The following is a 22,984-nucleotide window of genomic DNA, read 5'->3' as shown; positions in this document are numbered from 1 at the left end:
AATACAAACTTTTTATGTATTTGGCATCTGCCATTTTCACTACAAGGCCGTTACGCCCAACAGTTTCAGAAACCCTCTCAGAATCTCTACATTTCCCGGCCATGCAGGGGAAGTTACCAGATTATCACAAATCACCGCCTCATATGGCTCCTTTTCCATGAAAATGCCTCCCGCAGCCAGCACCTCCGGACGTACTGCCGGATACGCCGTGACCTGTTTTCCCTTCAGCACTCTTGCCGCGGTTAAAATCTGTACTCCATGACAGATAGCTGCAACCGGTTTTTTCAGATCCATAAAATAATGTACCATGTCCAGGACCCTGGGATTCAGCCGGAGATACTCCGGCGCCCTTCCGCCCGTAAGGAACAGTCCGTCATACTGCTCCAGCCTCAGGTACTGGAATGAAGCGTTGAGCACAAAATTATGGCCCGGTTTTTCAGAATAGGTCTGGTCGCCTTCAAAATCATGGATAGCCGTCCTTATAGCATCGCCTGCCGCTTTGTCCGGGCATACCACATCCACCCCCACTCCAGCCACCTGCAAGGCCTGGTACGGAACCATTACTTCATAGTCCTCCGTGTAGTCACCTGCCAGCATCAACACTCGTTTCATCTGTTTTCTCCTCTCTCTCCCACGGCATCACATCTCCCTCTTCCCTCAGATAATCCAGAATATCCCCCACTCCTTCGCCGGTAACGGAGCTGACATAGAATATTTTTTTGCAGCCCGTAAGCTCCAGCCACATGGCAGCCAGGTCCGGCCTGGCATCCGGCTGGTCAATCTGAGTTACGATTCCTATGACCTCCCTGGTTGCCATAGACACAATATGGGGGCTGTATAATGAATAATCCTCAATGGCGCTCATCAGCAGTCCCACGACATCCGCCTCATAAGAGTACAGGACCAGCGCTCTTGCCAATGTTTTGTTCTCCGCATATTCCCCCGGTGTGTCAATAATCACATCATAATTATTAATGTACTGGGTCTTATGGTATGTTATCCTCCGTCCCTTCATGGCCTGTGTCAGCGTTGTCTTTCCCGCGCCGCTGCGTCCTACCAGCATGATTTTCTTCATGTTCCACCTCTCCCTGCTTACAGTCATGGTATCAGGCCTTTGTTACCCTGCACACAGTAAAACCCAGTTCAGACGATGTATACTCCAGAATCCGCTCAAACGCAATATTGACATCAGAAATGGTTCCCGTAATGATGAGCGTTCCGCTGAACCGGTCGATAAAACCAATCTGTATGGCAGATGCCTTGATGGCCAGGTCCGCGGTTATGATCGCTGTCTCACTGGGAGTAAGGGTCAGCACTCCGATGGCTGCCCGGTGATAGTCAACCCTTGGGTCCAGCCCCAATTTTTTGTAAATAATCTCATCCGGGCTGGCTATAATATGAGCCATGGTAATCTGTTTTCCTGGTACCGATTCCTGTATGATCCGCATTAAATCTCCCTGGCTGACCTTCCAGTCTTCTATTTCCATTTATCTCCATCACCTTTCCGACTTTATTTTTATATTGTAACATCACGCAAAGTTTTTCCCTTAGTAATAGACAAACTGATTTATTGTATTATCCAGACCTTTCTCTCCTGGAACAGTCAGGTTTGGATAATACCGTTTTTTAGACTGGCCATTCATTGTACGGGATGTCTTTTTTCTTTATAATGAATGAGAACGGGTGTTTAATGATATACGAAGGGAGATATATATGACGCTGTTAGAACAAATAAAAGAAGCGGGGATCGTCGGGTGCGGCGGAGCCGGTTTCCCTGCCCATGTCAAGCTGAACTGTACCGTGGAATATCTCATTGTCAATGCCGCCGAATGTGAGCCGCTTCTGCGTACCGACCGCTGGCTCATGATTCACAAAGCTAAAGAGATTGTTGCCGCCGCCGGCATGATTGGCGACATGGTGCAGGCAGGAAAACGATATATTGCACTGAAGGAAACATATTCAGAGGAAATTGCTTCCCTGGAGGCCGCTATCAAAGATCTTGGCAGTTCTGTCAGGCTTTACCGGATAAAAAACTTTTATCCGGCCGGCGATGAGCAGATCATGGTCTGCGATATCACGGGCCGTACGGTTCCTCCCTCCGGAATCCCCCTTGATGTGGGAGCCGTTGTCTCCAATCTGGCCACAGTCTACTCCATTTTCAATGCTGCCCAGGGGCAGCCCTTTACTGATAAATACCTGACTGTCACAGGCGCCGTCGGAGGCCCATGCATTGTCCGCGCCCCCCTGGGAACACCCTTTACAGAGTGCCTTTCCCTGGCAGGAGGAAGTCCGCTTTCTTCCTATCACGTAATTGCCGGAGGACCCATGATGGGAAAATGTTATGATATGAAAGAAGCCGCCGGTCTGACTGTCACCAAAACAACATCCGGTTATATCATTGTGGCTGATGATACTCCCCTGGTAAAACAGCATTATATTCCGGTATCTGTTACCCTGAAGCGGGCCAAAATGTGCTGCATCCAATGCTCCTGCTGCACCCAGATGTGTCCGCGCTACCTTACGGGCCACCCCATAAAGCCCCACATGATCATGCGAAGGCTGGCATATGCCCAGTCTCCCCAGGATGTGTTGGAGGATGAGCATGTAAAACAGGCCATGATATGCAGTGAATGCGGCTTATGTGAAACCTATGCCTGTCCCATGGGCCTTCAGCCCCGCCAGGTCAATATCTATATCAAAAATCTGCTCCGGCAGAATATGTACCGCTACCAAAAGCCTTCCGGAACCTTTACGCAGCTGGAAGAGCGAAACTGGAGGAAAGCGCCATCTAAGCGTATGGCAATCCGTCTGGGCGTTGACCCGTATTACGACTATCACATTGACCGTTTGGTGACCGCAGAGCCCGATTTTGTGCGTATATCCCTCAGGCAGCACATCGGGGCGCCAAACGTGCCCAAGGTACAGCCGGGCGCCAAAGTTGCACGCGGTCAGCTGATTGGAGGAATCCCGGAACAGGCGCTGGGTGCCAACATCCACGCAAGCATATCCGGAACCGTTACCCAGGTCACCGAAACTGAAATTGTCATCTCTGCTGACAGGCAGTAGTATAGGAGGAATATCTTATGATTACCATCGGTTTTTTAGAGTTAAACAGCATTGCCAAAGGTATCCTGGCAGCAGACATGATGCTTAAAGCGGCGGAAATCAGGCTTGTCTCTGCAAGACCCAGCTGTCCGGGCAAGTATCAGATATTAATAACAGGGGAGGTTTCGGCCGTGGAATCGGCTTTAAGGACTGGCGAGGAAAGTGCTAAGGCCAATGTGGTGGACCGTCTTCTCATTCCCAGGGTACATCCCCAGGTGATTGAGGCCATCAGCATGTCCGCCATGCCTTCCAGCCTGAAAGCCTTGGGTATCCTGGAATTCTTCTCTGTCACAGGCGCCATCATTGCAGCCGATGCAGCTGCCAAGGCAGCCAGCGTCTCACTGATTGAGATTCGGCTGGGTACAGGCATCGGAGGAAAATCCTTTGTCACTTTTACCGGGGATGTGGGTGCAGTGGAAGAAAGTGTGGAGGCAGGGGCAAAAACAGCGGAAAGCAGCGGAGCTCTGGTGGAGAAGGTCGTGATTGCACACCCGGACAGGGAACTGTACCGCAGTCTGTTCTGATAAGGAGGTAAAACCATGAATGATACATACGCAGCAAAGGAAATAACAGCTGCCCTGTTAGACGTTCTGAAGCCTCAGGGCTTATGTCTGAAGGAAGCTCTGCGGCTGATTGAAAAAGCCGAGAAAATGGCTGAAAGCATCCATGTCCCCATGGTCATCACAGTGGTGGACCAGGGAGGAAATATGGTTGCTATGCATCGGATGGATGATTCCCTCCTGGCCAGCATTTCCATATCATATTCAAAGGCATATACGGCAGCAGCCCTCCGCGCACCGACCGAGGACGCTGCCAGGGATATCCTGCCGGGACAGCCTTTATACGGCCTCCAGCAGACTCATCCTGGCAGGTTCTGTATCTTCGGCGGAGGACTCCCCATTATGAAGAACGGAAGCTTAATCGGCGGCCTGGGAGTATCCGGCGGTACCGTGGAGCAGGATATGGCCGTGGCCAGATATGCATTATCAGCGGACTAATCCATTATAATTAACCATATAAAAAGACAGGAAACACTGAAGCCTTCAGATGTCTCCTGTCTTTCCCGTTTCCGGTCTTACATAAGGCTTTGTATACGGCCTTTTATGCGGCCATTGGAAGCCTTATATCCAGTTATTCCTGCCCTTCCTTCTTCTCCTTATTGGGAATGTAATAACAGTTGGGGCATTCATCCGGATCCTTCTTTGCCTTCTTATTTTGATAGATGCAGCTTGGACAATCGTCCGGAGTCTCTTCTATCTTATCCGTCTTGTAAAAATTACCGGAATATTTTTTATCGCTCATACCGTTGCCTCCTTAAAAACGTGGTGTATTTCTCCTCTATTTATGATATCATTATAACGGAAATCATCATGCATATAAAGGAGGAATCAAGATTGAACCGAATCATTGGAAAAAAAGCTCCTGATTTTCATTTAAAAGCGGTCTCCGGGGATGGAGAAGATTTTATTGACGTAAGCCTTGATACCTATAAAGGCCATTGGCTGGTCCTGTTCTTCTATCCTATGGACTTTACATTTGTCTGCCCTACTGAGCTCACTTCCTTCAGCAATGACCTGCGTCTGTTTGAAGATGCGGATGCCAGACTGCTTGCCGTAAGCACAGACAGTGAGTATACCCATCAGGCATGGATTAGAAACGGCCTGGGCCGGATTGGATATCCACTGGGCGCTGATAAGACCCTGTCCATGTCTGCTGGCTACGGCGTTCTTCTGGAGGACCAGGGTGTTGCGCTGCGGGGCCTGTTCATCATTGACCCGGACCAGATAATCCGCTACAGCGTAATTCATGACAATAATATTGGCAGAAACACCCAGGAGGTTCTGCGCGTTTTAAAGGCGCTGCAGACAGGTTCGCTCTGCGGGGCTAACTGGACCATTGGAAGCCAGCCTCTGAAAGAGGACAGTAACGCTCTCCCTGACGCCTTCTCTACTGACCAAACAGTGAGGATCTATACCCTTCCCGGCTGTTCCTACTGCCGCCAGGTCAAGGAATTCTTATCCGGCAACGGAATTTCCTTCGAGGAAATCAATCTGGAAAACGACGCAAAAGGACAGGCTTTCATGGACAGCCGAGGCTACACGGCCCTTCCCGTAACCGTCATTGGCAGCAATGAGATATCCGGGTTCCGTCTGGATAAAATCAAGGAGCTTCTGCTTTAAACGCTGAAGAATCCGCTTCCAAACATTATGTTTACAATAAAAGTAAAAACAAAGATAGTAAAGGCCGGAGGGTCTATATGGGTGTCGCAGCAGCTATTAAATGTCTTTCCCACAAAATCACCGAACAGTGAGGTCAGTATTCCAAATACAATACCCATAACAGGATTTTGTGAGGAAACCGCTGCCAATGCAGAAATCAGAGCAATGTGATGTGTTGCCGGCATGGCAAATCCTGTCTGGGCAAAAATCAGTGAAACAGCTGCTATTCCGAAGCAGAGTACCGGATAACTGCCTATGACTACTGCTGATGCCCCGCCATCCAGAAGCGCCTGATACACAAAGCCGGTTGTGGTTCCCAGCCCCAGACCAAGGATTACATTACAGAGCATTCCCCTGCCGCTGGTAAAATACTCTCTGGACTCACCAGGCGCAGCCTTTCCTATAAGGCCGCCGGAGCCAAACACCAGGCGGGCAATGACGGCTGACAAAATGACGGTAAATCCGGGAAGATCTGTATTCAGGTGAAGAACCGTCCCAATCAGATAATGAATGAGAAAACCTATTACACCAAACACACCGCCTACCAGCAGTGTAGCAGGGTCTGCCAGTCCATTCAGACAAGACAGAATGTCAGTTCCGCTGCCCAGCTTCTTTGTCCTGCCTGCGTAGGCGGAAGCCGCCACACCACCGGCAAAGGCGATATGGGGACCAAGATAGGAGCCAAAAGCAATAAATCCCACTGTCATGTCTGCGCCTCCCGCCATGGCTGCCACCGACCCTGCTATAGCAATGACGCCGGTTAAAATAAATGCAGGAAGTGCTCCCATATACGCTCCTATAATTCCTCCCCCAAATGATGCTACTAATGCAAACAAATTCATATGTTTGTATTCTCCCTTCTCTTTTTTAATCTGCCTTCAGGCAGTCCCCTTGTATGTCTCCTTCCCTCCTTTCCCTGCAATTTTGTTATAATGATTTTAACATCCAAAGTACTGTTTTTCCTTATCTTATCCATACGAAAAACAGGTATTATCAAGACATCTTCCTTCCTTTTTCAAGATAAAAACGGACAGCAAAAAGCCGGTGTACATGTCTCGAAATTACATGTACACCGGCTTCTCACCATTCCCTTATACTATTTCACTAACGCAAGTGTTTCCCTTGCAATTGCCAGCTCCTCATTGGTAGGAATAACCAGTACGCTTACCTTGGAACCGGGAGCCGAAATCACGATTTCCTGTCCCCTCTTTGAATTGGCCTCGTCGTCAATCTCAATTCCCAGGAATGCCAGATATCCGCATACTTTCTTCCTGGTAATCTTGTCGTTCTCGCCTACGCCTGCAGTGAACGCAATGGCGTCCACGCCGCTCATTGCTGCTGCGTATGCTCCCACGTATTTAGCTACACGGTAGGCAAATGATTCCAGTGCGGCTTCTGCCTTCTTATTGCCTTCATTTGCAGCGTTCTCCACATCGCGGAAGTCGCTGGAAACACCGGACATACCGTATACGCCTGACTTCTTGTTCAGTACGTTTAACATCTGGTCAATGTCCATATTCTCTTTGTGCATGATGAACTGCAGGGCGCCCGGATCCACATCGCCGCTTCTGGTTCCCATCACAAGTCCCTCTAATGGAGTCAGTCCCATGCTGGTGTCCACGGATTTTCCGTTGAGGACAGCTGAGATGCTGGAGCCGTTGCCCAGGTGGCAAACCACTGTTTTAAGGGAATCATAAGGACGTCCAAGGATCTCTGCCGTTCTCTTTGACACATAGCTGTGGCTTGTCCCGTGGAAACCGTATCTTCTCACCTTGTATTTCTCATAATACTCGTAGGGAAGTCCATACAGGTATGCTTTCTCCGGCATGGTCTGATGGAAGGCTGTATCAAACACACCTACCATTGGAGTGTTGGGCATCAGTTCCTGGCAGGCACGGATGCCGATCAGGTTGGCAGGATTGTGAAGAGGCGCCAAATCGCTGCACTCCTCAATCGCCTTAACTGCATCTTCCGTAATCAGGGTAGAGGCGGTAAATGCTTCTCCTCCATGAACGATTCTGTGACCCACTGCCCCTACTTCGTCCAGGCTCTTAATCACGCCTGTCTTATCATTGGTCAGGGCATCTAATACCATCTGGATAGCCTGAGTATGGGTAGGCATGGGAGAAACGGTTACCTCCTTTTCTCCTCCTGCCGGCTGATAAGTAATCTGGCTTCCCTCAATACCGATTCTTTCGCAAAGTCCCTTTGCAAGCACAGCCTCTGATGCCGAATCAATCAGCTGATACTTTAATGATGAGCTCCCACAGTTAATAACTAATATATTCATTGATATCTCCTCCTTTATTCCGGCCTATTCAGCCTGTGCCTGAACGGCTGTAATTGCTACTACACCCACAATATCATCTGCACAACAACCCCTGGATAAATCGTTAACCGGCTTTGCGATTCCCTGGGTAACAGGGCCGTAAGCCTCTGCCTTAGCCAGTCTCTGAACCAGCTTGTATCCGATATTACCGGCATCCAGATCCGGGAACATCAGTACATTTGCCTTGCCTGCCACTTCGCTGCCCGGCGCCTTTGAGGAAGCAACCTCCGGTACAAGGGCTGCATCTAACTGGAGTTCCCCGTCCAGCTTCAGCTCCGGATAAAGCTCTTTTGCGATTCTGGTGGCTTCCACTACCTTGTCCACATCGGGATGCTTAGCAGATCCCTTGGTTGAATGGGACAGCATGGCAACCCTTGCCTCCTTCTGCACCAGCAGTTCAAATGAATCAGCCGATGATTTGGCGATTGCTGCCAGCTCTTCCGGATTCGGGTTCTGGTTCAGTCCTGAATCGGCAAAAATAAAGGTTCCATCTGCTCCGTACTCGCAGTCCGGAACTACCATGAGGAAGAATGCGGATACCAGTTTTGTGCCTGGTTTTGTCTTGACAATCTGCAGGCATGGCCTTAATGTGTCGGCCGTGGAGTGGCAGGCGCCGGAAACCAATCCGTCCGCGTCTCCGTTTTTAATCATAAGACAGCCGTAGTAGGCATAATCGGACATGATGATTTCCTTTGCCTTTTCCGGTGTCATTCCCTTCGATTTCCTCAGCTCTACAAATAAATCAATATACTCCTGAGTCTTCTCATAGGTCTGAGGATTGATCACTGTTGCTCCTGATACATCCAGTCCCTTGCTGTGGTCTGCAATATCCTCCGGTGTTCCTATGATAATCAGATTGGCGATGTCCTCTTTTAATATCGTTTCGGCCGCCTCCCAGGTTCTCCTGTCCATAGACTCTGGCAGTACTATGGTCTTTTTGTCAGCCCTGGCACGAGCTTTAACTAAATCGATAAATCCCATGATAATTTACCCCTTTCCTTGGTGTATTTAAGCATACGTCTTTATTATATACTGACAGAATTGGAGATACAAGCCGATTTTATCCAAATATTGCACTTTTTCGTATACCTAAGATCGTTCTGTGTTTATTTTCCGCCTTTTCTGCTGTGATAACAGGTGTGAAGCAGTGTCTGTGCCAGCTCGCCCATGGGTTCTCCCAGGAATCTTTCATACAGACGCTTTATTTCCCGGTTATCAAGGGAACTCCTGACCATTCTCTGTTCATCCGCCCGATAGAGAGATTTAATTCTTTCCATTCTCAGCCGGTCCGGAACCGGCAGAACGCCGTTGTCCGGCTGTCCGCCGCCGCTGATACACCCTCCGGGACAGGTCATTACCTCCACAAAATCATAGGAGTCAATGTTCCCTGTCTCAATCAGCTGCTCCGCTGCCCTGGTACCGTAGATAACCGCGGCGCGCACATCCCGTCCTCCAAGGGACACCACGGTCTCCTTTACCTGATCCAGCCCCCTGACAGGCCGGTACTTAAGCAGCAGGTCCATTGGCTCCTTTCCGCTTACAACGGAATACGCCATGCGCAGGGCGGCTTCCATGACGCCTCCCGTATTGCCGAAAATCACGCCTGCCCCGCTTCCTTCTCCCATCAGGGAGTCAAAGGAAGATGGGTCCAGGCCGTAAAATTCAATGCCTGATTCCGTAATCCATTCTGCCAGTTCCCTGGTTGTCAGCACATAATCATTATCCATAAGCCCTGGTATGCCCTGGTATATTCCGGAAGAACACAGTTCCTCCCTGGATATCTCAAACTTCTTGGCTGTACAGGGGGCAACCGCGACATTCACAATCCGTCCGGGGTCAATCCCCTGCTCCCGGGCAAAATATGTTTTTATCAGTGCTCCCTGCATGCTGATGGGACTTTTTGCACTGGACAGGCATCCAATCCGTTCAGGATGAAATGTTTCCACATACTTTACCCAGGCCGGACAACAGCTTGTAAACTGGGGCAGCGGATGGCTCCCGGTCAGAAAACGCCTGAGAAATTCCGTTCCTTCTTCCATGATTGTCAAATCTGCCGAAAATGCCACGTCCAGTACATAATCCGCCCCCAGCTCCCTGAGGGCCGATACCATACGGCCTTCCACAAAGTCTCCGGGCCGTCCTCCGAAGCACTCCCCCAATCCCACACGAACAGATGGAGCCGTAGAAAAAACAACAATCTTCTGCGGGTCATTGATTGCCCTGACCACCTCTCTCCAGTGGCTTTTACCGCGGATTGCCCGCTCCGGACAGACTGCCGCGCACTGCCCGCAGTGGATGCAGGAAAAAGCGTCTGCACTTTTATCTGCCCATTGCCGGGCAACGCCGATTTCTTCCGAGCACACGGCCAGGCAATGGCCGCAGTCTGCACAGAGATCCTGATTTTTTTCAATTGAAGGATTATTCAGGGATACGGGAACGCTTTTCATGCACCTGTCACTCATTAAATCCCAGCCCCCTTCTCTTGTCCATTATGACTGCCTCAATCTGATTTGCTGCTTGATCAATCTCAGTTTCCACAAAAAGCTTTCCGCCGGTCATCTCTTCCATTTTATTACAAAGCACATCCATGATAACCGGACTGCCTGTCACAAAGGGCGCCAGGCCCAGATGCAGGTGAAAGCCAAGGGCCAGGGCAAAGGCCCCGTCCGCCAGGGCCTGTTCCTCCAGCCATTGAGGTGCGGAAACCACAACCGGCAGCTGGGGCAAATCCACGCCCAGGATTCCTGCCAGTTCCCCTGCAACAGCCTCAATCCTGCCGATGGCAAGACAGGGACCGAAATTGAGTACAGGAGGAATGCCAAGATTCTGACACACACCGGATAAGCCCGGGCCGGCCATTCCGGCAGCTTTGCGGCTCATAAGGCCGCAGTTTTCCAGACCTCCGCAGGTACATCCCGCCGAAAGCACCAGTATGTCTTTAGCAATCAGCTTTTTTACCAGTTCCACCGTAAATACGTCATGGCCCCTGGCCCTCAGATTGGAGCAGCCCACAACCGCCGCCACTCCCTTTATTCTGCCGGCGGCAATTAAATCCGCCAGAGGAACGAAGCTTCCTCCCAATGCTCCTTTTAAGGTCATTTCCGTAACCCCTGTAATCGCCTCGCCGCATCCGTGCCCTTCCATGGGATTCTGCCGTTTTCCTGTTTTTACACGCCCCGCATAGGATGCAATGGCGGCCGCAATCACATTTATGCTTACATCCTCCCGCTCCGCCGCGCTATATGGCAGGTACCGGGCGCCTTTTTTCTTTGCCACATCATCCAGACAAAGCATGGGGATGGAACGCTTTTCACAGACAGGCTCAATTCCAGGAAGGGAACAGTTGAATTCCGATACCACAAGGTCAATGCAGCCGGTCATCAGTACTGCCTCGCTGCTGTAGTTATTGCCCGCATGTCCGCAGAACACATCTTCATAGCGGCGGCCTCTGGCCTGGAAATCCTGCCCCACACAGGTACATCCGACAATCCGGATTCCCCTGGCTCCCGCTTTTTCTGCCATTGCCTTTATCTCAGGACGTTCCAGCAGTTCCGTCAGGCCTGCGAACATGGAGTGCTGATGCCCTGTAACCATGATGTTGATGCATTCCGGGTCAATCACCCGCATCCCCACCGGGTCAAAGCCTAATTCAGGTTCCCCCATCAGGATGTCGTTCAGGCGGTTGACCAGCACAAGTCCATATACTCCTGTGGAAATCCCCAGCCGCAGGCATTGGGCCAGCATGTCCATGGGATCTGAATTCAGATTGGTGGAAGTCTTCAGGACTGCATTAAATATCTCATCCTTGGCTCCCCCGGGAAGAATGCCTGCCTTTTCCCATAACCCGGTCCGCTTTCCATAGGCAAGCTTTTTTGTAAGCCGCATTTTCTCATCACAGGGCCTATGCAAATCCTCCAATACTGCCTCGGCCAGGCAAAGCGCCTTTTCAGAATCATCCGCACCGTCAATGCCCAGCTCACTGCACAGGCTGCGAAGCGCGGAAATCCCCCTCAATGTTCTTCCTGTCAGTGCTGCTGATTTTAATTCTTTGGCTGCCTGTTCCGCCACGTGGATGTAGCAGCCTGAACCGGCTGCCACGGAGCGCAGGAAATTCCTTGCCGCTATGGTATCCCTGTCCGCGCCGCATACTCCTTTGGGTCTTGCCTTTGATATGCGGCACGGACCATTTGAACAGAGCCTGCAGCACACTCCGTCCAGGCCGAAACCGCATTTTACCTCCTGTTGGACCATTCTGCGGTGGGAATGGTCCTCCTGCACTGATTCCAGAAACTCCTGCAGCTTTTTATCCGCACTGCTGCACATTGTTCTCTCCATATGCCCCTCCTTATGTATTTATATCATATGGATTCATTATAACATCTGGCCAATCAGGGTTATGTGTACAATCCAGACGTAAAACAGGCAATATCCATACCCCACCGTCTAAAAACAGCCTTATCCGGAAACACTTTCTTGTTGCCTAGGCGTATTCGGGACTTTCACCCGTTAGAGCGCGCCCATGACGCGCAAAATCGGATAGGGGAGATTTTAACCTCCCCTTCCACACCACGTAGCGTACCGTTCGGTACTACGCGGTTCAATAGTTTACTCGGACTTTCAGATAGTGGGCAGTCATATCGGGATAACCAAGTCTGTCCACTATGATTCTTTTGGTGAGTGCCGAGTTGAGCATTCCCGCCGCTCTCCACACTCCCTTTCGGCAGTTCGCCATCTCATGCACCTTCCACTCTGGTAAATGTAACGCCCGCAACATTTTATATCTTGTGCGTACCTTCTTCCATTGTTTCCAGTACACCGCTCGGATTCTGTGGCGCAGCCACTCATCCGTCTGTTCCATCAGGCTTTTCATGTCTGCATATCGATAATAGTTAATCCATCCCCTTGCATAGCTTCGGAGTTTTTCTTCCCTCTCCTGATTGCTCCATTTGTTCCCTCTGGTTGTCAGCTCCCGTATCCGGTTCTTCATTTTTGCCACCGACTTCGGGTGTATCCTCATGCGGCATTTCCCTTTATGCCGGTAAAAGCCGTAGCCCAGGTATTTTATCTTGCTGACGTGGCTCACTGTCGTTTTCTGAAGATTGACTTTCAGAAACAGTTTTCCTGTGATGAATGGCACAATGTTTTCCATTGTCCTCTCTGCGCTTTTCCTGCTTTTGCACAGAATCAGGCAGTCATCCGCATACCTCACATACTTGTGTCCCCTGCGCTCCAGTTCCTTGTCCAACTCATTCAGCATGACATTTCCACATAAGGGACTTAGCGGGCCTCCCTGCGGCACGCCCTCGGTCGTTGCGTGAAATCCTCCGTCCTCCATTACTCCGGCTTTCAGGTACTTGTGTATCAGCGAGATTACCCTCCCGTCCTTCACCGTCCTCGACAGCACCTCTATCAGCTTGCTGTGGTTCACCGTGTCAAAGTAGGATTGTAAATCCATGCTGACCACGTAGACATATCCTTCGTTGATATATTTCCTACATCTTTCCAGTGCGTCATGCGCCCCTCTGCCGGGACGGAATCCGATGCTGTTGTCAGAGAACTGTTCTTCATATAAGGGCGTCAGTTCCTGTGCGATTGCCTGTTGGATTACCCTGTCTACCACTGTGGGTATCCCCAGTTTCCTTGTTTTTCCTTTCTCCTCTTTGGGTATTTCTACCCTTCGGACTGGGTTTGGCTTGTATTTGCCTTCCCTCACCTGCTCGACCAATTCGGACTGGTGTTCTCTCAGGTAGGGTAGAAGTTCATCCACCTGCATTCCGGCAATCCCACCAACGCCTTTGTTCGTTTTGACCTTCTTATAGGCGGCATTTAGATTGTCGCTTCTAAGAATCGTATCTAGCAGGTTGTCCGTCCGAAAGTCCGTGTTGGTGTCGGGGTTCCCGGTAATCCTTTCATGGGCGTACTCTCCTGTTTCCCTTCCCTGTTCCGCAGGTATCTCTCGCAGGTAGTCCTCAATATGAAGTTGTCTGTACTTAATTCCATGTCCGGTTTCCATTTGGTAACGACACCTCCTACTGTTCAGTCCTTCCCGGTGCGTTTGCGACCGCCCGGTACTATGACCTCTGCTGACTTCTCACGGCAAGCTTTACTCCGTGACAGCGAATGTTTTATCGCCACTTTCACGTCCGTGAGACCTCCCCGGGTACTCACACGTTCTTTCCCACTTATACCTGCCCCGTTTACTGCTGGCGTTCCGTGCAGTTATTGGACTTTAGTTTGTTAGGCAACCTCATCCACGCTTCACAGCCTATCCGGACAACTTTTACAGGCCAGTGGTTTGCCTCCGGCTTCCTTCAGACCCCACCTCACGATGACGCCCTTGCCATTGGCTGCACCCTTCCCACTGCCGGGCGGGTCAGGGACTTTCACCCGTTAGAACGTGCGCCCGCCGGGCGCACCAAAAATCCGCAGGGCCGTATCTTCCGGCCTGCGGATTCAGGTATCTGGTGATTAAATTTTCTCGTAACGGTCCACGTTAATCACAAAAATAGTGGCGCCGCCCACATCAACTGTCATGGGCATAGTTGCATAATTTACCATGGTGGTGCCTGATATATAAGGCATGTTGACAGTCAGCCTCTGATGCTGGCCGCACTCCTGCTTAATCACATCAATCACTTCCTGTACCTTATCATCTTCCGCACCAATCATCAATGTTGTATTTCCTTTTTTCAGGAAACCCCCTGTGGTGGAAAGTCTTGTAACACTGTAATGATGCTGGGTCAGCTGGCTTACAACATCATCTTCATTATCATTTCTCACAATTGCATACACTAATTTCATAAGCTGTACCTCCTTGGCGAGTTTATATACGTTAGTATAGCACATTTTCCAGTTAAGATCTGTAGTTTTTTAGCTAATGTTATTAATTCGCTTTATGAACAATCGAAACCATAAAACAGGAATATCCATTAGAGTTTCATCAGCTCTGGGCTGCGGGCCTGGTTCCCAGGGTCACCTGCACATCGTGCTCCACATATGCCCCGTCCACCAGGGACTGCACCGTAAGGGTAACGGCTGCTCCGCCCTCATAGTAGGTGAGCATCTGCTTCAGATCTTCCATGCTGGTGACGGACTGTCCGTCAAACTTGGTGATGATATCCTTTTCCTTTAAATCAGAGGTTGAGGCTGCTTGGCCCTCCACGATTTTATAGACATAGATTCCTACCGGCATACCGTACATCTGTGAGGTGGCAGCGTCAATGTTGGTTCCCTGAATTCCCAGATAACCCTGAGCGTCCTCGGATACAGCCACTCGCGTTTTCTTAGTCATCAGGCTGTTTAAGATGTCCTGGGCCTTGGAAATCGGAATGGCAAAGCCCATTCCCTCCACTTCCGTGGAAGCCGTCTTGGCGGCATTGATGCCGATGACCTTTCCGCTTAAATCAATGAGCGCGCCGCCGCTGTTGCCCGGGTTGATGGCCGCGTCTGTCTGGATGAAGGTCCTGTTAATTCCCTTTTCATCTGTGATCTCACGATCCAGGGCGCTTACATATCCCACGGTGACGGACTGGCCGTATCCAAGGGCGTTTCCTATGGCGATGACCTGCTGTCCCACCTTGATATCATCTGAATTACCCAGGGCAGCCACCTTAATCTTGCTCATGGTGTCGGAGGGGATATCCTTTAACTGCACGGCGATGATTGCCAGGTCAGATGCTGAATCCGTTCCCTTCACAGCGGCGCTCACATCCTTGTTGTCAACAAATGTAACCTTTAAATCGGAAGCCCCGTCCACCACATGGTTATTGGTGGCAATGAGAAGTTCCGTGTCGGTCTGGTTCACGATGATGCCGGAACCGCTGCTCTGCGCCGTGTAGGTCTGCGGCATTCCGAAGAAATCACGCTGCTCCACGGTCATGGTGTCATTGATGGCTACAATGGACGGCATGGCGTTTTCCACGATGCCCGACACGTCGGTGACAGCGGATACTGCCGTGGCGCCCTGGTTTCCGGATGCCTGTGCATTGACCGGGGCTGCCTGCCCTATCTGGTTCTGTGCCTGTGTCTCAGCCGATGTGCCTGCGGTTCCATACGCACCCGTTAGCCTGTTTCCCAGGTAATTCACACCTGTCATGACTCCGCCTGATACGGTTCCGAATAGGACCGCTGCTGCCGTGATTCCCGCCACCCTTTTTGCAAAGCGTTCTTTGTTGGAATGATTCCGGTGCTTATCGCCGCCGCCCTGGTATCCCTGATAGGAATTCCCGCCATAGCAGTCCTGGCTGTTGGCCCGGCCGCCATATGGGCTGAATCCGGTGTCTGGTCCCTGGGCATGCTGTTCGCGGGGCCCCTGGCTTCCCTGTCCCTGTGAGTACTGTCCCTCTGTATTCTGGCTCTGCGTATTCTGTCTCTGCCGGCTCCTCCCGTCACCCGGGATAGTCCAGTTTACGGCTGTCTCGGGTACATCCCTGTGTTCCATATTTTCATTTCCCAAACCATTCATATTCTTATTTTCATTCTCGTACATAGCAAAGTCTCCTTTCATACGTTTCTCTATTTTTATTAAACTGTATGGGCTGTTTCTTAATTGCTCTTGCTTTTTATAATTAGTAATATAGCCGTCATTTATGGTGGAATTGTGAAACGATTGTGGAGAATCTGTGTTCTAATTATTATAGATTTATAAACTGAAGATTAACAAATGCCGTCTGGACGGAATGGATGTTTGAAGATATAATGGACATGATAAAATAAACCGGGAAAGAATCAGGACAGGAGTAAAGGAACTTGGGACAGTCAGAAAAGTTGGAACAGCCAGAAAAGTTGGAACAGCCGGCAAAGGTAATCGGCATCATTGCCGAGTATAACCCGTTTCACGGAGGACATAAATTTCAAATAGAAGAAGCAAAAAAACGGACCGGCGCAAGCTGGTGCGTCGCTGCCATGAGCGGTGATTTTGTGCAGAGAGGAGAGCCTGCGGTCTACAGCAAATATCTGCGCGCCAGAATGGCCCTTTCCTGCGGCGCGGATCTGGTGGTGGAGCTTCCCTCCGCCTTTGCGGTCAGCAGTGCGGAGGATTTTGCTGCCTGCGGCGTGGCCCTGCTCACAGGACTGGGAGCAGTGGAGGTACTGTGCTTTGGCAGTGAGGCCGGGGATATCAGCAGGATTCAGAAGGCTGCCGGTATCCTGGCACAGGAAGGCGGGGACTTCTCCTCTCTGCTGAACCTTGGACTGCGAAGCGGTCTAAGCTGGCCCCTTGCCCGCAATCAGGCTCTGCTTGTGATGGCGGACAGGGATAAGGATTTTCCATTAAAAAAAGAAGAAATGGACAAGCTTCTGGGCTCCCCCAACAATCTTCTGGGTATCGAGTACTGCAAGGCCATTCTGCGCCAGGACAGTCCGCTTATTCCGCTGACTATCCGCCGCCGGGGGCAGGGCTACCACGATGAAGGCCTGGAGGGCGGACAGGCTTCCGCCTCAGCCATCCGGCGGACGCTTAAAACATGGGAACTGTACGCAGATACGGATCTGCCTCCATATACAAAACTGACACCTGAGTCCAGGACACACATCCCACCGGCAATCTGGCCCCTGTACGGCCAGGAACCCTCCCTGGAGGCCAATGATCTGTCTGAGATACTGAACTTCCGTCTCCTGTCACTGAGGCGGGAGGGAACGGATTATACACAATACGGAGATATGTCGGCGGAGATGGCGCGCCGGCTGGACAGCTGCCTTCTCCAACAGGTCAGCTGGGAAGGCCGGATAGAACAGCTTAAGACACGCCAGTACACCTATACCCGGATCAGCCGCGCCCTTCTTCACATGGTGCTGGGCCTGACCGCCGCCAGGGTGCAGTCATACAAAGAGGCCGGCCGGGCCCCCTACGCCAGAATCCTGGGATTCAGGAAGGAATCCCGGGAACTGCTGGCTCTGGTAAAGCAAAAAACCGCTATTCCCCTGATTACCAAGACAGCCGACGCCCCCCGCATTCTCACAGGAACAGCCCTGGATATGTTCTCTCAGGACATCTACGCCTCCCATATCCGCCAGGTCCTGCTTTCAAAAAAACTGGGGAAGCCGGTTAGGAATGAATATAACCAGCCCATCTGTATATTAGAATAAAAGGCAAAATGACAGGCCCGCGGATGCAACGCATGGCCGCGGACCTGTCATTTTATTTTCATATATCAGTTGTCTTTTCACGGGGCTCCCAAAGCTCCGGGGCCAGCAGTTCTACCACCGTGGGCTTTACATGCAGGAACTCCGCCAGCTCACGTATTTGGAGGCCGTTGTCCCGTTTCCTGCCCTGACGCACAGCCCGAATCAATATATTCTTCGGCGTATGCTCCATATCAATAAATTCCAGAATCTGGGTCCGGTATCCTCTGTATTCCAGGACCTGGGCTCTGATGGCATCTGTGTAAAGGGCCGCCATGCGCTCTTTGATCAGGCCGTATTGCAGTACCGGCCTGAGAAGGCTGTTTTCCATCTGTCCGTTGAGCTCATGCTGGCAGCAGGGAACCGACAAAATGACTCTGGCTCCCCAGTTCACCGCCTTCTCCAGGGCGTAATCCGTGGCCAGGTCGCAGGCGTGGAGGGTGACCACCATGTCCACCTTCTCCACGCCCTCAAAGGAGGCAATGTCCCCGTGGCAGAAGGAAAGTCCATCATATCCATACTGCCGTCCGAGACGGCTGCAGTGTTCTATGACATCCTCCTTAAGGTCCAGGCCGATGATCCGCACCGGATACCCCTTCAGTTCCTTCAGATAATAATACATGGCAAAGGTGAGGTAGGATTTGCCGCATCCGAAATCAATAATGGCGGACTCCCGGCCCTGGTCCAGGTTGGGAAGGATATCCTCAATGAACTCCAGGAAACGGTTTATCTGCCTGTATTTGTCATAGCGGCTGTTCACCACCCTGCCCTCTTTTGTCATGACGCCCAAATCCACCAGAAAGGGAACCGGGATTCCCTCTTCCAGGATATAATGCTTCTTCCGGTTATGGGACAGGGGGCCGGGAGAGCCTGGTTCACCGGCCGGCTGTATCCTGACAGACTCGGGATACCGCTTCACCTTCACTGTCACCTTGCCCTTTTTGCTTACCAGTATAAGGGCCTTTCCAAGTCCGGATGTAATCTCCGCCTGGCGGAAGGAACCCTCCAGCAGCCCTGTGACATAGTCTGCCGCCTCATCTTTGTCCAGATTGCGGTGAAATGCCTGCTTTCCCGCCTGTTCCTCCGCCTGGAATACCAGCCTGCCCTTCATGAGCAGTGGACGGATTCTGGACCTGGAGATTTTGCCGCTGTCTGCGGGGTTGCTCATAAGAACCCGCTCCAGAGACTCATTTAAGAACAGCTCCAGCGCCTGTTTGATTTCTTTACATTCTTCCTGATTCATGTCCTGCTCCTAATCCAGAAGTCTCTTTGCAAGGGCGGGGAGCTGGCTTAATGACTCGATGGTGCCAACCGGCCTCTCTGCCCTGCCAAAGCCATATGATGCGTGTACAAAGGGAATCCCGGCCACACCGGCCGCTTCCTCATCCATATGGGTATCGCCCACATAAAAACACCGTTCCAGATGGTTTCTCCGGACCACCATACGGATGTTATCTCCCTTTGGAAGGCCGGTGTTGCCGTAGCACTCAATATCCCGGACATATTCCCGGAGGCTGCAGCTCTTTAACAGCACCTCAATATATCCGCTCTGGCAGTTACTGACAATGTACAGTCCATACTGGCGGCTGAGGCGCGCCATGATTTCCCCTGCCTCCGGATACAGGACTCCGGGATGGGTCAGCAGGTAATGGTTCTCATAGGTCATGCATTCCTCCATTACCTTCCTGCACTCCTCCTGGGCCAGCCCCGGAAACAATGTCTTACCAATATCCATCATGGTCTTTCCCATATTGTCATACATATCCTGAGCCGTAATCCTGACTCCCAAATGCGGATAACGGGCCAGCACCTCATTCCAGGATTCAGCCACCTGGGCGGCCGAATCCCAGAGCGTACCGTCCACGTCAAACAATATCCCTTTATTCATACCCACAACCATCCCTTTCCCATTCATATTCACAGGCATTGCCCCTGAAACCATACAGAAGTCCTGATACATCCCTAATTTTCAGCACTGACCCATCCCTTTCGCAGCAAATCCGGATAGGGCTCCAGATGGGCATAATCGTTGAAGCGCTCCAGTGTAAAACGTCCGGATGCTCCATCCCAGTTAAGCTCCGTGATGCTGCAGTTTTCCAGGCTCTTTCCGAGAATTCTCCATTTATTCATGGGAATTCCCAGATAATGGGCTGTCATGGAACGGATGACGCCTCCGTGGGTCACCACAGCAACGCGCTCATAGCCGCTTTCTGTCATTTCCCTGAACACAGGCCGTGCACGCCGGACCACATCCCCGGCACATTCCCCGCCCGGATAAGGCAGGTCCTCCTCCATAAGGGCCTGCTGCGCCTTGAAGTCCCTGTACTTCACCGCAATATCCCGGTCATCCATGCCTTCCATATGGCCAAAGGATATCTCCCTCAGCTCCGGCCGTATGATATGCTCCACATTCCAGTAGAGATTGGCTGCCTGAGCCGTTTCCACGGCCCGCAGCAGATTGCTGGAATACACCACCTGTATATTTTCATGAAACAGGCGCTCTCCTAAGAGAGACGCCTGCCTGTATCCTTCTTCACTTAAATCCACATCCACGTTGCACAGCTTGCTGCACTGCCTGCCGTGGCGTATCAAAAATAGTTTCATCTGTCTGCCCTCCGTCCGGTTTCTTTCACCCCGGACAGTATTAATTTTTAAAGCTGTGGATTGGCGCCGGAATTCTTCCGCCCCTGGTTACAAACCGTCTGCAGGAGAATGTGTTTACAGGCATAACAGGCGCATAACCCAGCAGCCCGCCGAACTCAGCAGTCTCCCCTACCTTCTTTCCCACCACGGGAATCAGACGTACGGCAGTCGTTTTCTGGTTCACCATTCCGATGGCTGCCTCGTCCGCAATGATGCCTGCAATGGTGCTGGAGGGCGTGTCGCCCGGGATGGCGATCATATCCAGACCAACGGAACAAACACAGGTCATGGCCTCCAGCTTCTCGATGGTGAGGGCTCCCATGCTGACCGCGTCAATCATTCCCTGGTCCTCGCTGACCGGGATGAATGCGCCGCTTAAACCGCCCACATAGGAGGAAGCCATGACGCCGCCCTTCTTAACCTGGTCATTGAGCATGGCAAGAGCTGCCGTTGTTCCGGGCGCGCCCACGCGCTCCAGTCCAATCTCTTCCAGTATCTCAGCAACACTGTCTCCCACCGAAGGCGTGGGAGCCAGGGACAAATCAATGATTCCAAAGGGAATGCCCATGCGCCTGGATGCTTCCTGCGCCACCAGCTGGCCCACGCGGGTAATCTTAAACGCGGTCTTCTTGATGGTTTCACAGAGCACCTCAAAGTTGGCATCCCTCACCTTTGCCAGGGCAACTTTCACAACGCCCGGACCGCTTACGCCTACATTGATGATGGCTTCGGACTCAGTCACGCCGTGGAAGGCGCCTGCCATGAACGGGTTGTCGTCAGGAGCATTACAGAATATCACCAGCTTGGCACAGCCAAGGGAATCATGGTCCCTGGTGGCTTCGGCTGTCTCAGTCACGATTCTGCCCATAAGTTCCACCGCGTCCATGTCAATGCCGGTTTTGGTGGAGCCTACATTGACGGAACTGCACACGCGCTCAGTCTGAGACAGTGCCTGGGGAATGGAGAGAATCAGATTCTTGTCAGCCCTGGTCATGCCCTTGCTCACAAGAGCGGAATAGCCGCCGATAAAGTTTACGCCCACTTCCTTTGCAGCCATGTCCAGAGTCTTGGCTATGGTGACGAAATCCTCAGGACGCCTGCAGGCGGAACCGCCCACCAGCGCAATGGGAGTGACGGAGATACGCTTATTTACAATGGGGATACCGAAATCAGCCTCGATATCCTGGCCCGTGGAAACCAGGTTCTTTGCCAGGGTAGTGATTTTCTTATAAATCTTTTCATTGAGCGCCTCAAGATTGCTGTCCACACAGTCCAGAAGGCTTATACCCAGGGTAATGGTACGCACATCCAGCTTTTCGTGTTCAATCATGTTGTAGGTCTCATTTACCTCGTACATATTTACGTTAATCATAGTTCTTTCGTCCCTTTCTTCTGATATTACAGGCCCGCCCTATCCTCTGGGTATGCCATTAGATACGGTGCATCTTCAGGAAGATTTCTTCCCGCTGAATCTTCACGCTGACGCCGATTTCCTCTCCGACCTGTTCCAGCTCCCGGGCTACTTCGCCAAAGGACTTGGTTATGTTCTCCACGTCCACAACCATCATCATGTTGAAAAATCCCTTTACAATGGTCTGGGTAATATCCAGTATATTAATCTGGTTCTCAGCCAGGTATGTACATACGCCTGCAATGATTCCTACCCTGTCTTTCCCTACAACTGTAATGATTGCCTTATTCATCTTTATTCTCCTCACGCTTTTGTTTTATTGAAATCCGGTGAACGGATATCCATACGTTTTACAGATATATAATTTCACTCATGAAGTCTCTGCTGGCCACGGAAATGGAAAAATCAGAGGCTCCGTAAGGGCAGTCTCCCTCGTCAATCTCCAGACGCACGGTCTCGTAGGCCAGCTCCTCGTAATTGTTTTCCTTGCTGAGATGTCCCAAAAGAACCTTTTTCAGTCTGTCGTGGAGAACGCAGTTCAAAAGCCTGCCCGCATTTTCATTGGACAAATGGCCGTGGTCCCCTAAAATCCTCCGCTTCAGGTAATAGGGATAAGGGCCTGTCTCCAGCATCCTGACATCGTGGTTGGATTCCAGAAGCAGGGCATCCAGCCCCTGAAGATGGTCTATGATATACTGGTCAAAATGTCCCATATCCGTGGCCACGGCCACGGACTTCTCCCCGTTTTGTACGCGGTATGCCACCGGATTCGCGGCATCGTGGTCAATCTTAAAGGGCTTCACGGTCAGATCACCTACCGTGAAATCCAAATCCGGGCATACCGGAGTCAGAAGGCCCCTGTCAAATTTGCCCAGGCTGCCTGCGGCCGCAATCTCATCCAGGGTTTCCTGGGTCCCGTAAATGGGTATCTCGTACTTGCGTGACAGCACTCCCAGTCCCTTGATGTGATCCGAATGCTCATGGGTAATGAGAATCCCGTTAACATCGTTTCCCGTAAGTCCTATCTCATTTAATCCCTGCTGAATCCGCTTGTTGCTGATTCCCGCATCCACCAGCAGGTGGGTGCTGTCAGAACCTATGTAAATACAGTTGCCGCTGCTTCCGCTGGCAATACTTACCATTCTCATGTTTTAC

Annotated in this window: 25 protein-coding genes; 6 read left to right on the top strand and 19 right to left on the bottom strand. The window is 51.3% G+C overall.

What is annotated here, in order from left to right; all coding sequences use genetic code 11:
• Positions 1 to 39: 39 nt before the first annotated feature.
• From LA360_RS03100 to LA360_RS03090, 3 genes are read right to left on the bottom strand one after another with little or no spacing between them, the layout of a single operon-like run.
• Positions 40 to 612 (bottom strand): DJ-1/PfpI family protein, encoded by a 573-nt coding sequence (locus LA360_RS03100; protein WP_022201782.1) that lies wholly within the window; start codon positions 610 to 612, stop codon positions 40 to 42.
• Complete coding sequence (locus LA360_RS03095) at positions 584 to 1,075, bottom strand: EutP/PduV family microcompartment system protein (protein ID WP_002583264.1); 492 nt, start codon at positions 1,073 to 1,075, stop codon at positions 584 to 586. Before LA360_RS03095 ends, LA360_RS03100 begins: the two co-directional genes overlap by 29 nt.
• Before the next feature lie 31 nt (positions 1,076 to 1,106).
• Positions 1,107 to 1,487: a BMC domain-containing protein gene (locus LA360_RS03090; RefSeq protein ID WP_022201781.1), complete on the bottom strand. Its 381-nt coding sequence runs from the start codon at positions 1,485 to 1,487 to the stop codon at positions 1,107 to 1,109.
• A gap of 226 nt (positions 1,488 to 1,713) precedes the next feature.
• On the opposite strand from LA360_RS03090, the gene LA360_RS03085 reads away from it, so the two are divergent.
• Genes LA360_RS03085 through LA360_RS03075 form a run of 3 tightly spaced genes read left to right on the top strand, consistent with a single transcriptional unit; the run spans position 1,714 to position 4,103 of the window.
• A complete protein-coding gene (locus LA360_RS03085; RefSeq protein ID WP_057571186.1) occupies positions 1,714 to 3,066 on the top strand; it encodes a 4Fe-4S dicluster domain-containing protein in 1,353 nt (450 codons plus the stop codon).
• A gap of 17 nt (positions 3,067 to 3,083) precedes the next feature.
• Positions 3,084 to 3,629 (top strand): BMC domain-containing protein, encoded by a 546-nt coding sequence (locus LA360_RS03080; protein WP_022201779.1) that lies wholly within the window; start codon positions 3,084 to 3,086, stop codon positions 3,627 to 3,629.
• Between the two features lie 15 nt (positions 3,630 to 3,644).
• Complete coding sequence (locus LA360_RS03075) at positions 3,645 to 4,103, top strand: GlcG/HbpS family heme-binding protein (protein ID WP_022201778.1); 459 nt, start codon at positions 3,645 to 3,647, stop codon at positions 4,101 to 4,103.
• A 133-nt stretch (positions 4,104 to 4,236) separates the two neighbouring features.
• Here LA360_RS03075 and LA360_RS03070 read toward each other — a convergent pair whose 3' ends face one another.
• Positions 4,237 to 4,407 (bottom strand): hypothetical protein, encoded by a 171-nt coding sequence (locus LA360_RS03070; RefSeq protein ID WP_002583269.1) that lies wholly within the window; start codon positions 4,405 to 4,407, stop codon positions 4,237 to 4,239.
• A 92-nt stretch (positions 4,408 to 4,499) separates the two neighbouring features.
• On the opposite strand from LA360_RS03070, the gene LA360_RS03065 reads away from it, so the two are divergent.
• On the top strand, positions 4,500 to 5,285 hold the full coding sequence (locus tag LA360_RS03065) for a redoxin domain-containing protein (RefSeq protein WP_002583270.1): 786 nt from the start codon (positions 4,500 to 4,502) through the stop codon (positions 5,283 to 5,285).
• On the opposite strand, the gene LA360_RS03060 is transcribed toward LA360_RS03065, so the two are convergent.
• The 7 genes from LA360_RS03060 to ltrA form a co-directional block, all read right to left on the bottom strand.
• Positions 5,282 to 6,112 (bottom strand): DUF7973 family transport facilitator, encoded by an 831-nt coding sequence (locus tag LA360_RS03060; protein ID WP_022201776.1) that lies wholly within the window; start codon positions 6,110 to 6,112, stop codon positions 5,282 to 5,284. The two genes, LA360_RS03065 and LA360_RS03060, sit on opposite strands and share 4 nt — an antisense overlap.
• Positions 6,113 to 6,162: 50 nt before the next feature.
• Positions 6,163 to 6,300 carry a hypothetical protein gene (locus tag LA360_RS03055; RefSeq protein ID WP_157405050.1) on the bottom strand — a complete coding sequence of 46 codons (138 nt, stop codon included), beginning with the start codon at positions 6,298 to 6,300 and terminating at the stop codon, positions 6,163 to 6,165.
• Between the two features lie 120 nt (positions 6,301 to 6,420).
• Positions 6,421 to 7,614 (bottom strand): acetate kinase, encoded by a 1,194-nt coding sequence (locus LA360_RS03050; protein WP_022201775.1) that lies wholly within the window; start codon positions 7,612 to 7,614, stop codon positions 6,421 to 6,423.
• A gap of 24 nt (positions 7,615 to 7,638) precedes the next feature.
• Complete coding sequence (gene pta / locus LA360_RS03045) at positions 7,639 to 8,634, bottom strand: phosphate acetyltransferase (RefSeq protein ID WP_002583273.1); 996 nt, start codon at positions 8,632 to 8,634, stop codon at positions 7,639 to 7,641.
• A gap of 125 nt (positions 8,635 to 8,759) precedes the next feature.
• On the bottom strand, positions 8,760 to 10,115 hold the full coding sequence (locus LA360_RS03040; protein ID WP_022201774.1) for a [FeFe] hydrogenase, group A: 1,356 nt from the start codon (positions 10,113 to 10,115) through the stop codon (positions 8,760 to 8,762).
• Positions 10,108 to 11,988, bottom strand: a complete 1,881-nt coding sequence (gene cooS, locus LA360_RS03035) for an anaerobic carbon-monoxide dehydrogenase catalytic subunit (RefSeq protein ID WP_022201773.1) — start codon at positions 11,986 to 11,988, stop codon at positions 10,108 to 10,110. The genes LA360_RS03040 and cooS overlap by 8 nt, the downstream gene beginning before the upstream one ends.
• Positions 11,989 to 12,250: 262 nt before the next feature.
• Positions 12,251 to 13,666, bottom strand: coding sequence for a group II intron reverse transcriptase/maturase (gene ltrA / locus LA360_RS03030; RefSeq protein WP_166433725.1), 1,416 nt, complete (start codon positions 13,664 to 13,666; stop codon positions 12,251 to 12,253).
• Between the two features lie 221 nt (positions 13,667 to 13,887).
• Here ltrA and LA360_RS03025 point away from each other — a divergent pair, with 221 nt between their 5' ends.
• Positions 13,888 to 14,121 (top strand): hypothetical protein, encoded by a 234-nt coding sequence (locus LA360_RS03025; protein ID WP_225537280.1) that lies wholly within the window; start codon positions 13,888 to 13,890, stop codon positions 14,119 to 14,121.
• On the opposite strand, the gene LA360_RS03020 is transcribed toward LA360_RS03025, so the two are convergent.
• Positions 14,122 to 14,454 carry a cyclic-di-AMP receptor gene (locus LA360_RS03020; protein WP_022201959.1) on the bottom strand — a complete coding sequence of 111 codons (333 nt, stop codon included), beginning with the start codon at positions 14,452 to 14,454 and terminating at the stop codon, positions 14,122 to 14,124.
• A 139-nt stretch (positions 14,455 to 14,593) separates the two neighbouring features.
• Complete coding sequence (locus LA360_RS03015) at positions 14,594 to 16,141, bottom strand: S1C family serine protease (protein WP_057571188.1); 1,548 nt, start codon at positions 16,139 to 16,141, stop codon at positions 14,594 to 14,596.
• A 278-nt stretch (positions 16,142 to 16,419) separates the two neighbouring features.
• Between LA360_RS03015 and LA360_RS03010 the strand changes: the two genes are divergently transcribed.
• Positions 16,420 to 17,739: a tRNA(Met) cytidine acetate ligase gene (locus LA360_RS03010; protein WP_057571209.1), complete on the top strand. Its 1,320-nt coding sequence runs from the start codon at positions 16,420 to 16,422 to the stop codon at positions 17,737 to 17,739.
• A gap of 58 nt (positions 17,740 to 17,797) precedes the next feature.
• Here LA360_RS03010 and LA360_RS03005 read toward each other — a convergent pair whose 3' ends face one another.
• The 6 genes from LA360_RS03005 to LA360_RS02980 are packed head-to-tail and all read right to left on the bottom strand — an operon-like array spanning position 17,798 to position 22,977.
• On the bottom strand, positions 17,798 to 19,018 hold the full coding sequence (locus LA360_RS03005; protein WP_057571189.1) for a class I SAM-dependent methyltransferase: 1,221 nt from the start codon (positions 19,016 to 19,018) through the stop codon (positions 17,798 to 17,800).
• 9 nt (positions 19,019 to 19,027) lie between these two features.
• On the bottom strand, positions 19,028 to 19,717 hold the full coding sequence (locus LA360_RS03000) for an HAD family hydrolase (RefSeq protein WP_057571210.1): 690 nt from the start codon (positions 19,715 to 19,717) through the stop codon (positions 19,028 to 19,030).
• 20 nt (positions 19,718 to 19,737) lie between these two features.
• On the bottom strand, positions 19,738 to 20,379 hold the full coding sequence (locus tag LA360_RS02995) for a histidine phosphatase family protein (RefSeq protein WP_022201954.1): 642 nt from the start codon (positions 20,377 to 20,379) through the stop codon (positions 19,738 to 19,740).
• A gap of 40 nt (positions 20,380 to 20,419) precedes the next feature.
• Complete coding sequence (locus tag LA360_RS02990) at positions 20,420 to 21,790, bottom strand: PFL family protein (protein WP_022201953.1); 1,371 nt, start codon at positions 21,788 to 21,790, stop codon at positions 20,420 to 20,422.
• A 58-nt stretch (positions 21,791 to 21,848) separates the two neighbouring features.
• A complete protein-coding gene (locus tag LA360_RS02985) occupies positions 21,849 to 22,121 on the bottom strand; it encodes an ACT domain-containing protein (RefSeq protein WP_002583283.1) in 273 nt (90 codons plus the stop codon).
• Between the two features lie 58 nt (positions 22,122 to 22,179).
• Positions 22,180 to 22,977, bottom strand: coding sequence for an MBL fold metallo-hydrolase (locus LA360_RS02980; RefSeq protein WP_002583284.1), 798 nt, complete (start codon positions 22,975 to 22,977; stop codon positions 22,180 to 22,182).
• Between the last annotated feature and the right edge of the window lie 7 nt (positions 22,978 to 22,984).

Origin of the sequence: Enterocloster clostridioformis, from assembly GCF_020297485.1 — a bacterium.
GTDB classification, from domain to species: Bacteria; Bacillota; Clostridia; order Lachnospirales; family Lachnospiraceae; genus Enterocloster; species Enterocloster clostridioformis.
This window is presented reverse-complemented; position numbering and strand designations above follow the sequence as displayed.

What these genes read in the sequence shown, in the direction of transcription:
- LA360_RS03090 (WP_022201781.1), bottom strand. Translation starts at nt 1,487, where the DNA reads ATGGAAATAGAAGACTGGAAGGTCAGCCAGGGAGATTTAATGCGGATC.
- LA360_RS03005 (WP_057571189.1), bottom strand. Translation starts at nt 19,018, where the DNA reads ATGAATCAGGAAGAATGTAAAGAAATCAAACAGGCGCTGGAGCTGTTC.
- LA360_RS03100 (WP_022201782.1), bottom strand. Translation starts at nt 612, where the DNA reads ATGAAACGAGTGTTGATGCTGGCAGGTGACTACACGGAGGACTATGAA.
- LA360_RS03000 (WP_057571210.1), bottom strand. Translation starts at nt 19,717, where the DNA reads ATGGTTTCAGGGGCAATGCCTGTGAATATGAATGGGAAAGGGATGGTT.
- LA360_RS02985 (WP_002583283.1), bottom strand. Translation starts at nt 22,121, where the DNA reads ATGAATAAGGCAATCATTACAGTTGTAGGGAAAGACAGGGTAGGAATC.
- pta (WP_002583273.1), bottom strand. Translation starts at nt 8,634, where the DNA reads ATGGGATTTATCGATTTAGTTAAAGCTCGTGCCAGGGCTGACAAAAAG.
- LA360_RS03095 (WP_002583264.1), bottom strand. Translation starts at nt 1,075, where the DNA reads ATGAAGAAAATCATGCTGGTAGGACGCAGCGGCGCGGGAAAGACAACG.
- LA360_RS03080 (WP_022201779.1), top strand. Translation starts at nt 3,084, where the DNA reads ATGATTACCATCGGTTTTTTAGAGTTAAACAGCATTGCCAAAGGTATC.
- LA360_RS03015 (WP_057571188.1), bottom strand. Translation starts at nt 16,141, where the DNA reads ATGTACGAGAATGAAAATAAGAATATGAATGGTTTGGGAAATGAAAAT.
- LA360_RS03050 (WP_022201775.1), bottom strand. Translation starts at nt 7,614, where the DNA reads ATGAATATATTAGTTATTAACTGTGGGAGCTCATCATTAAAGTATCAG.
- LA360_RS02980 (WP_002583284.1), bottom strand. Translation starts at nt 22,977, where the DNA reads ATGAGAATGGTAAGTATTGCCAGCGGAAGCAGCGGCAACTGTATTTAC.
- LA360_RS03085 (WP_057571186.1), top strand. Translation starts at nt 1,714, where the DNA reads ATGACGCTGTTAGAACAAATAAAAGAAGCGGGGATCGTCGGGTGCGGC.
- LA360_RS03055 (WP_157405050.1), bottom strand. Translation starts at nt 6,300, where the DNA reads ATGGATAAGATAAGGAAAAACAGTACTTTGGATGTTAAAATCATTATA.
- LA360_RS03020 (WP_022201959.1), bottom strand. Translation starts at nt 14,454, where the DNA reads ATGAAATTAGTGTATGCAATTGTGAGAAATGATAATGAAGATGATGTT.
- cooS (WP_022201773.1), bottom strand. Translation starts at nt 11,988, where the DNA reads ATGGAGAGAACAATGTGCAGCAGTGCGGATAAAAAGCTGCAGGAGTTT.
- LA360_RS02995 (WP_022201954.1), bottom strand. Translation starts at nt 20,379, where the DNA reads ATGAAACTATTTTTGATACGCCACGGCAGGCAGTGCAGCAAGCTGTGC.
- LA360_RS03070 (WP_002583269.1), bottom strand. Translation starts at nt 4,407, where the DNA reads ATGAGCGATAAAAAATATTCCGGTAATTTTTACAAGACGGATAAGATA.
- LA360_RS03060 (WP_022201776.1), bottom strand. Translation starts at nt 6,112, where the DNA reads ATGGGAGCACTTCCTGCATTTATTTTAACCGGCGTCATTGCTATAGCA.
- LA360_RS03040 (WP_022201774.1), bottom strand. Translation starts at nt 10,115, where the DNA reads ATGAGTGACAGGTGCATGAAAAGCGTTCCCGTATCCCTGAATAATCCT.
- LA360_RS03075 (WP_022201778.1), top strand. Translation starts at nt 3,645, where the DNA reads ATGAATGATACATACGCAGCAAAGGAAATAACAGCTGCCCTGTTAGAC.
- LA360_RS02990 (WP_022201953.1), bottom strand. Translation starts at nt 21,790, where the DNA reads ATGATTAACGTAAATATGTACGAGGTAAATGAGACCTACAACATGATT.
- ltrA (WP_166433725.1), bottom strand. Translation starts at nt 13,666, where the DNA reads ATGGAAACCGGACATGGAATTAAGTACAGACAACTTCATATTGAGGAC.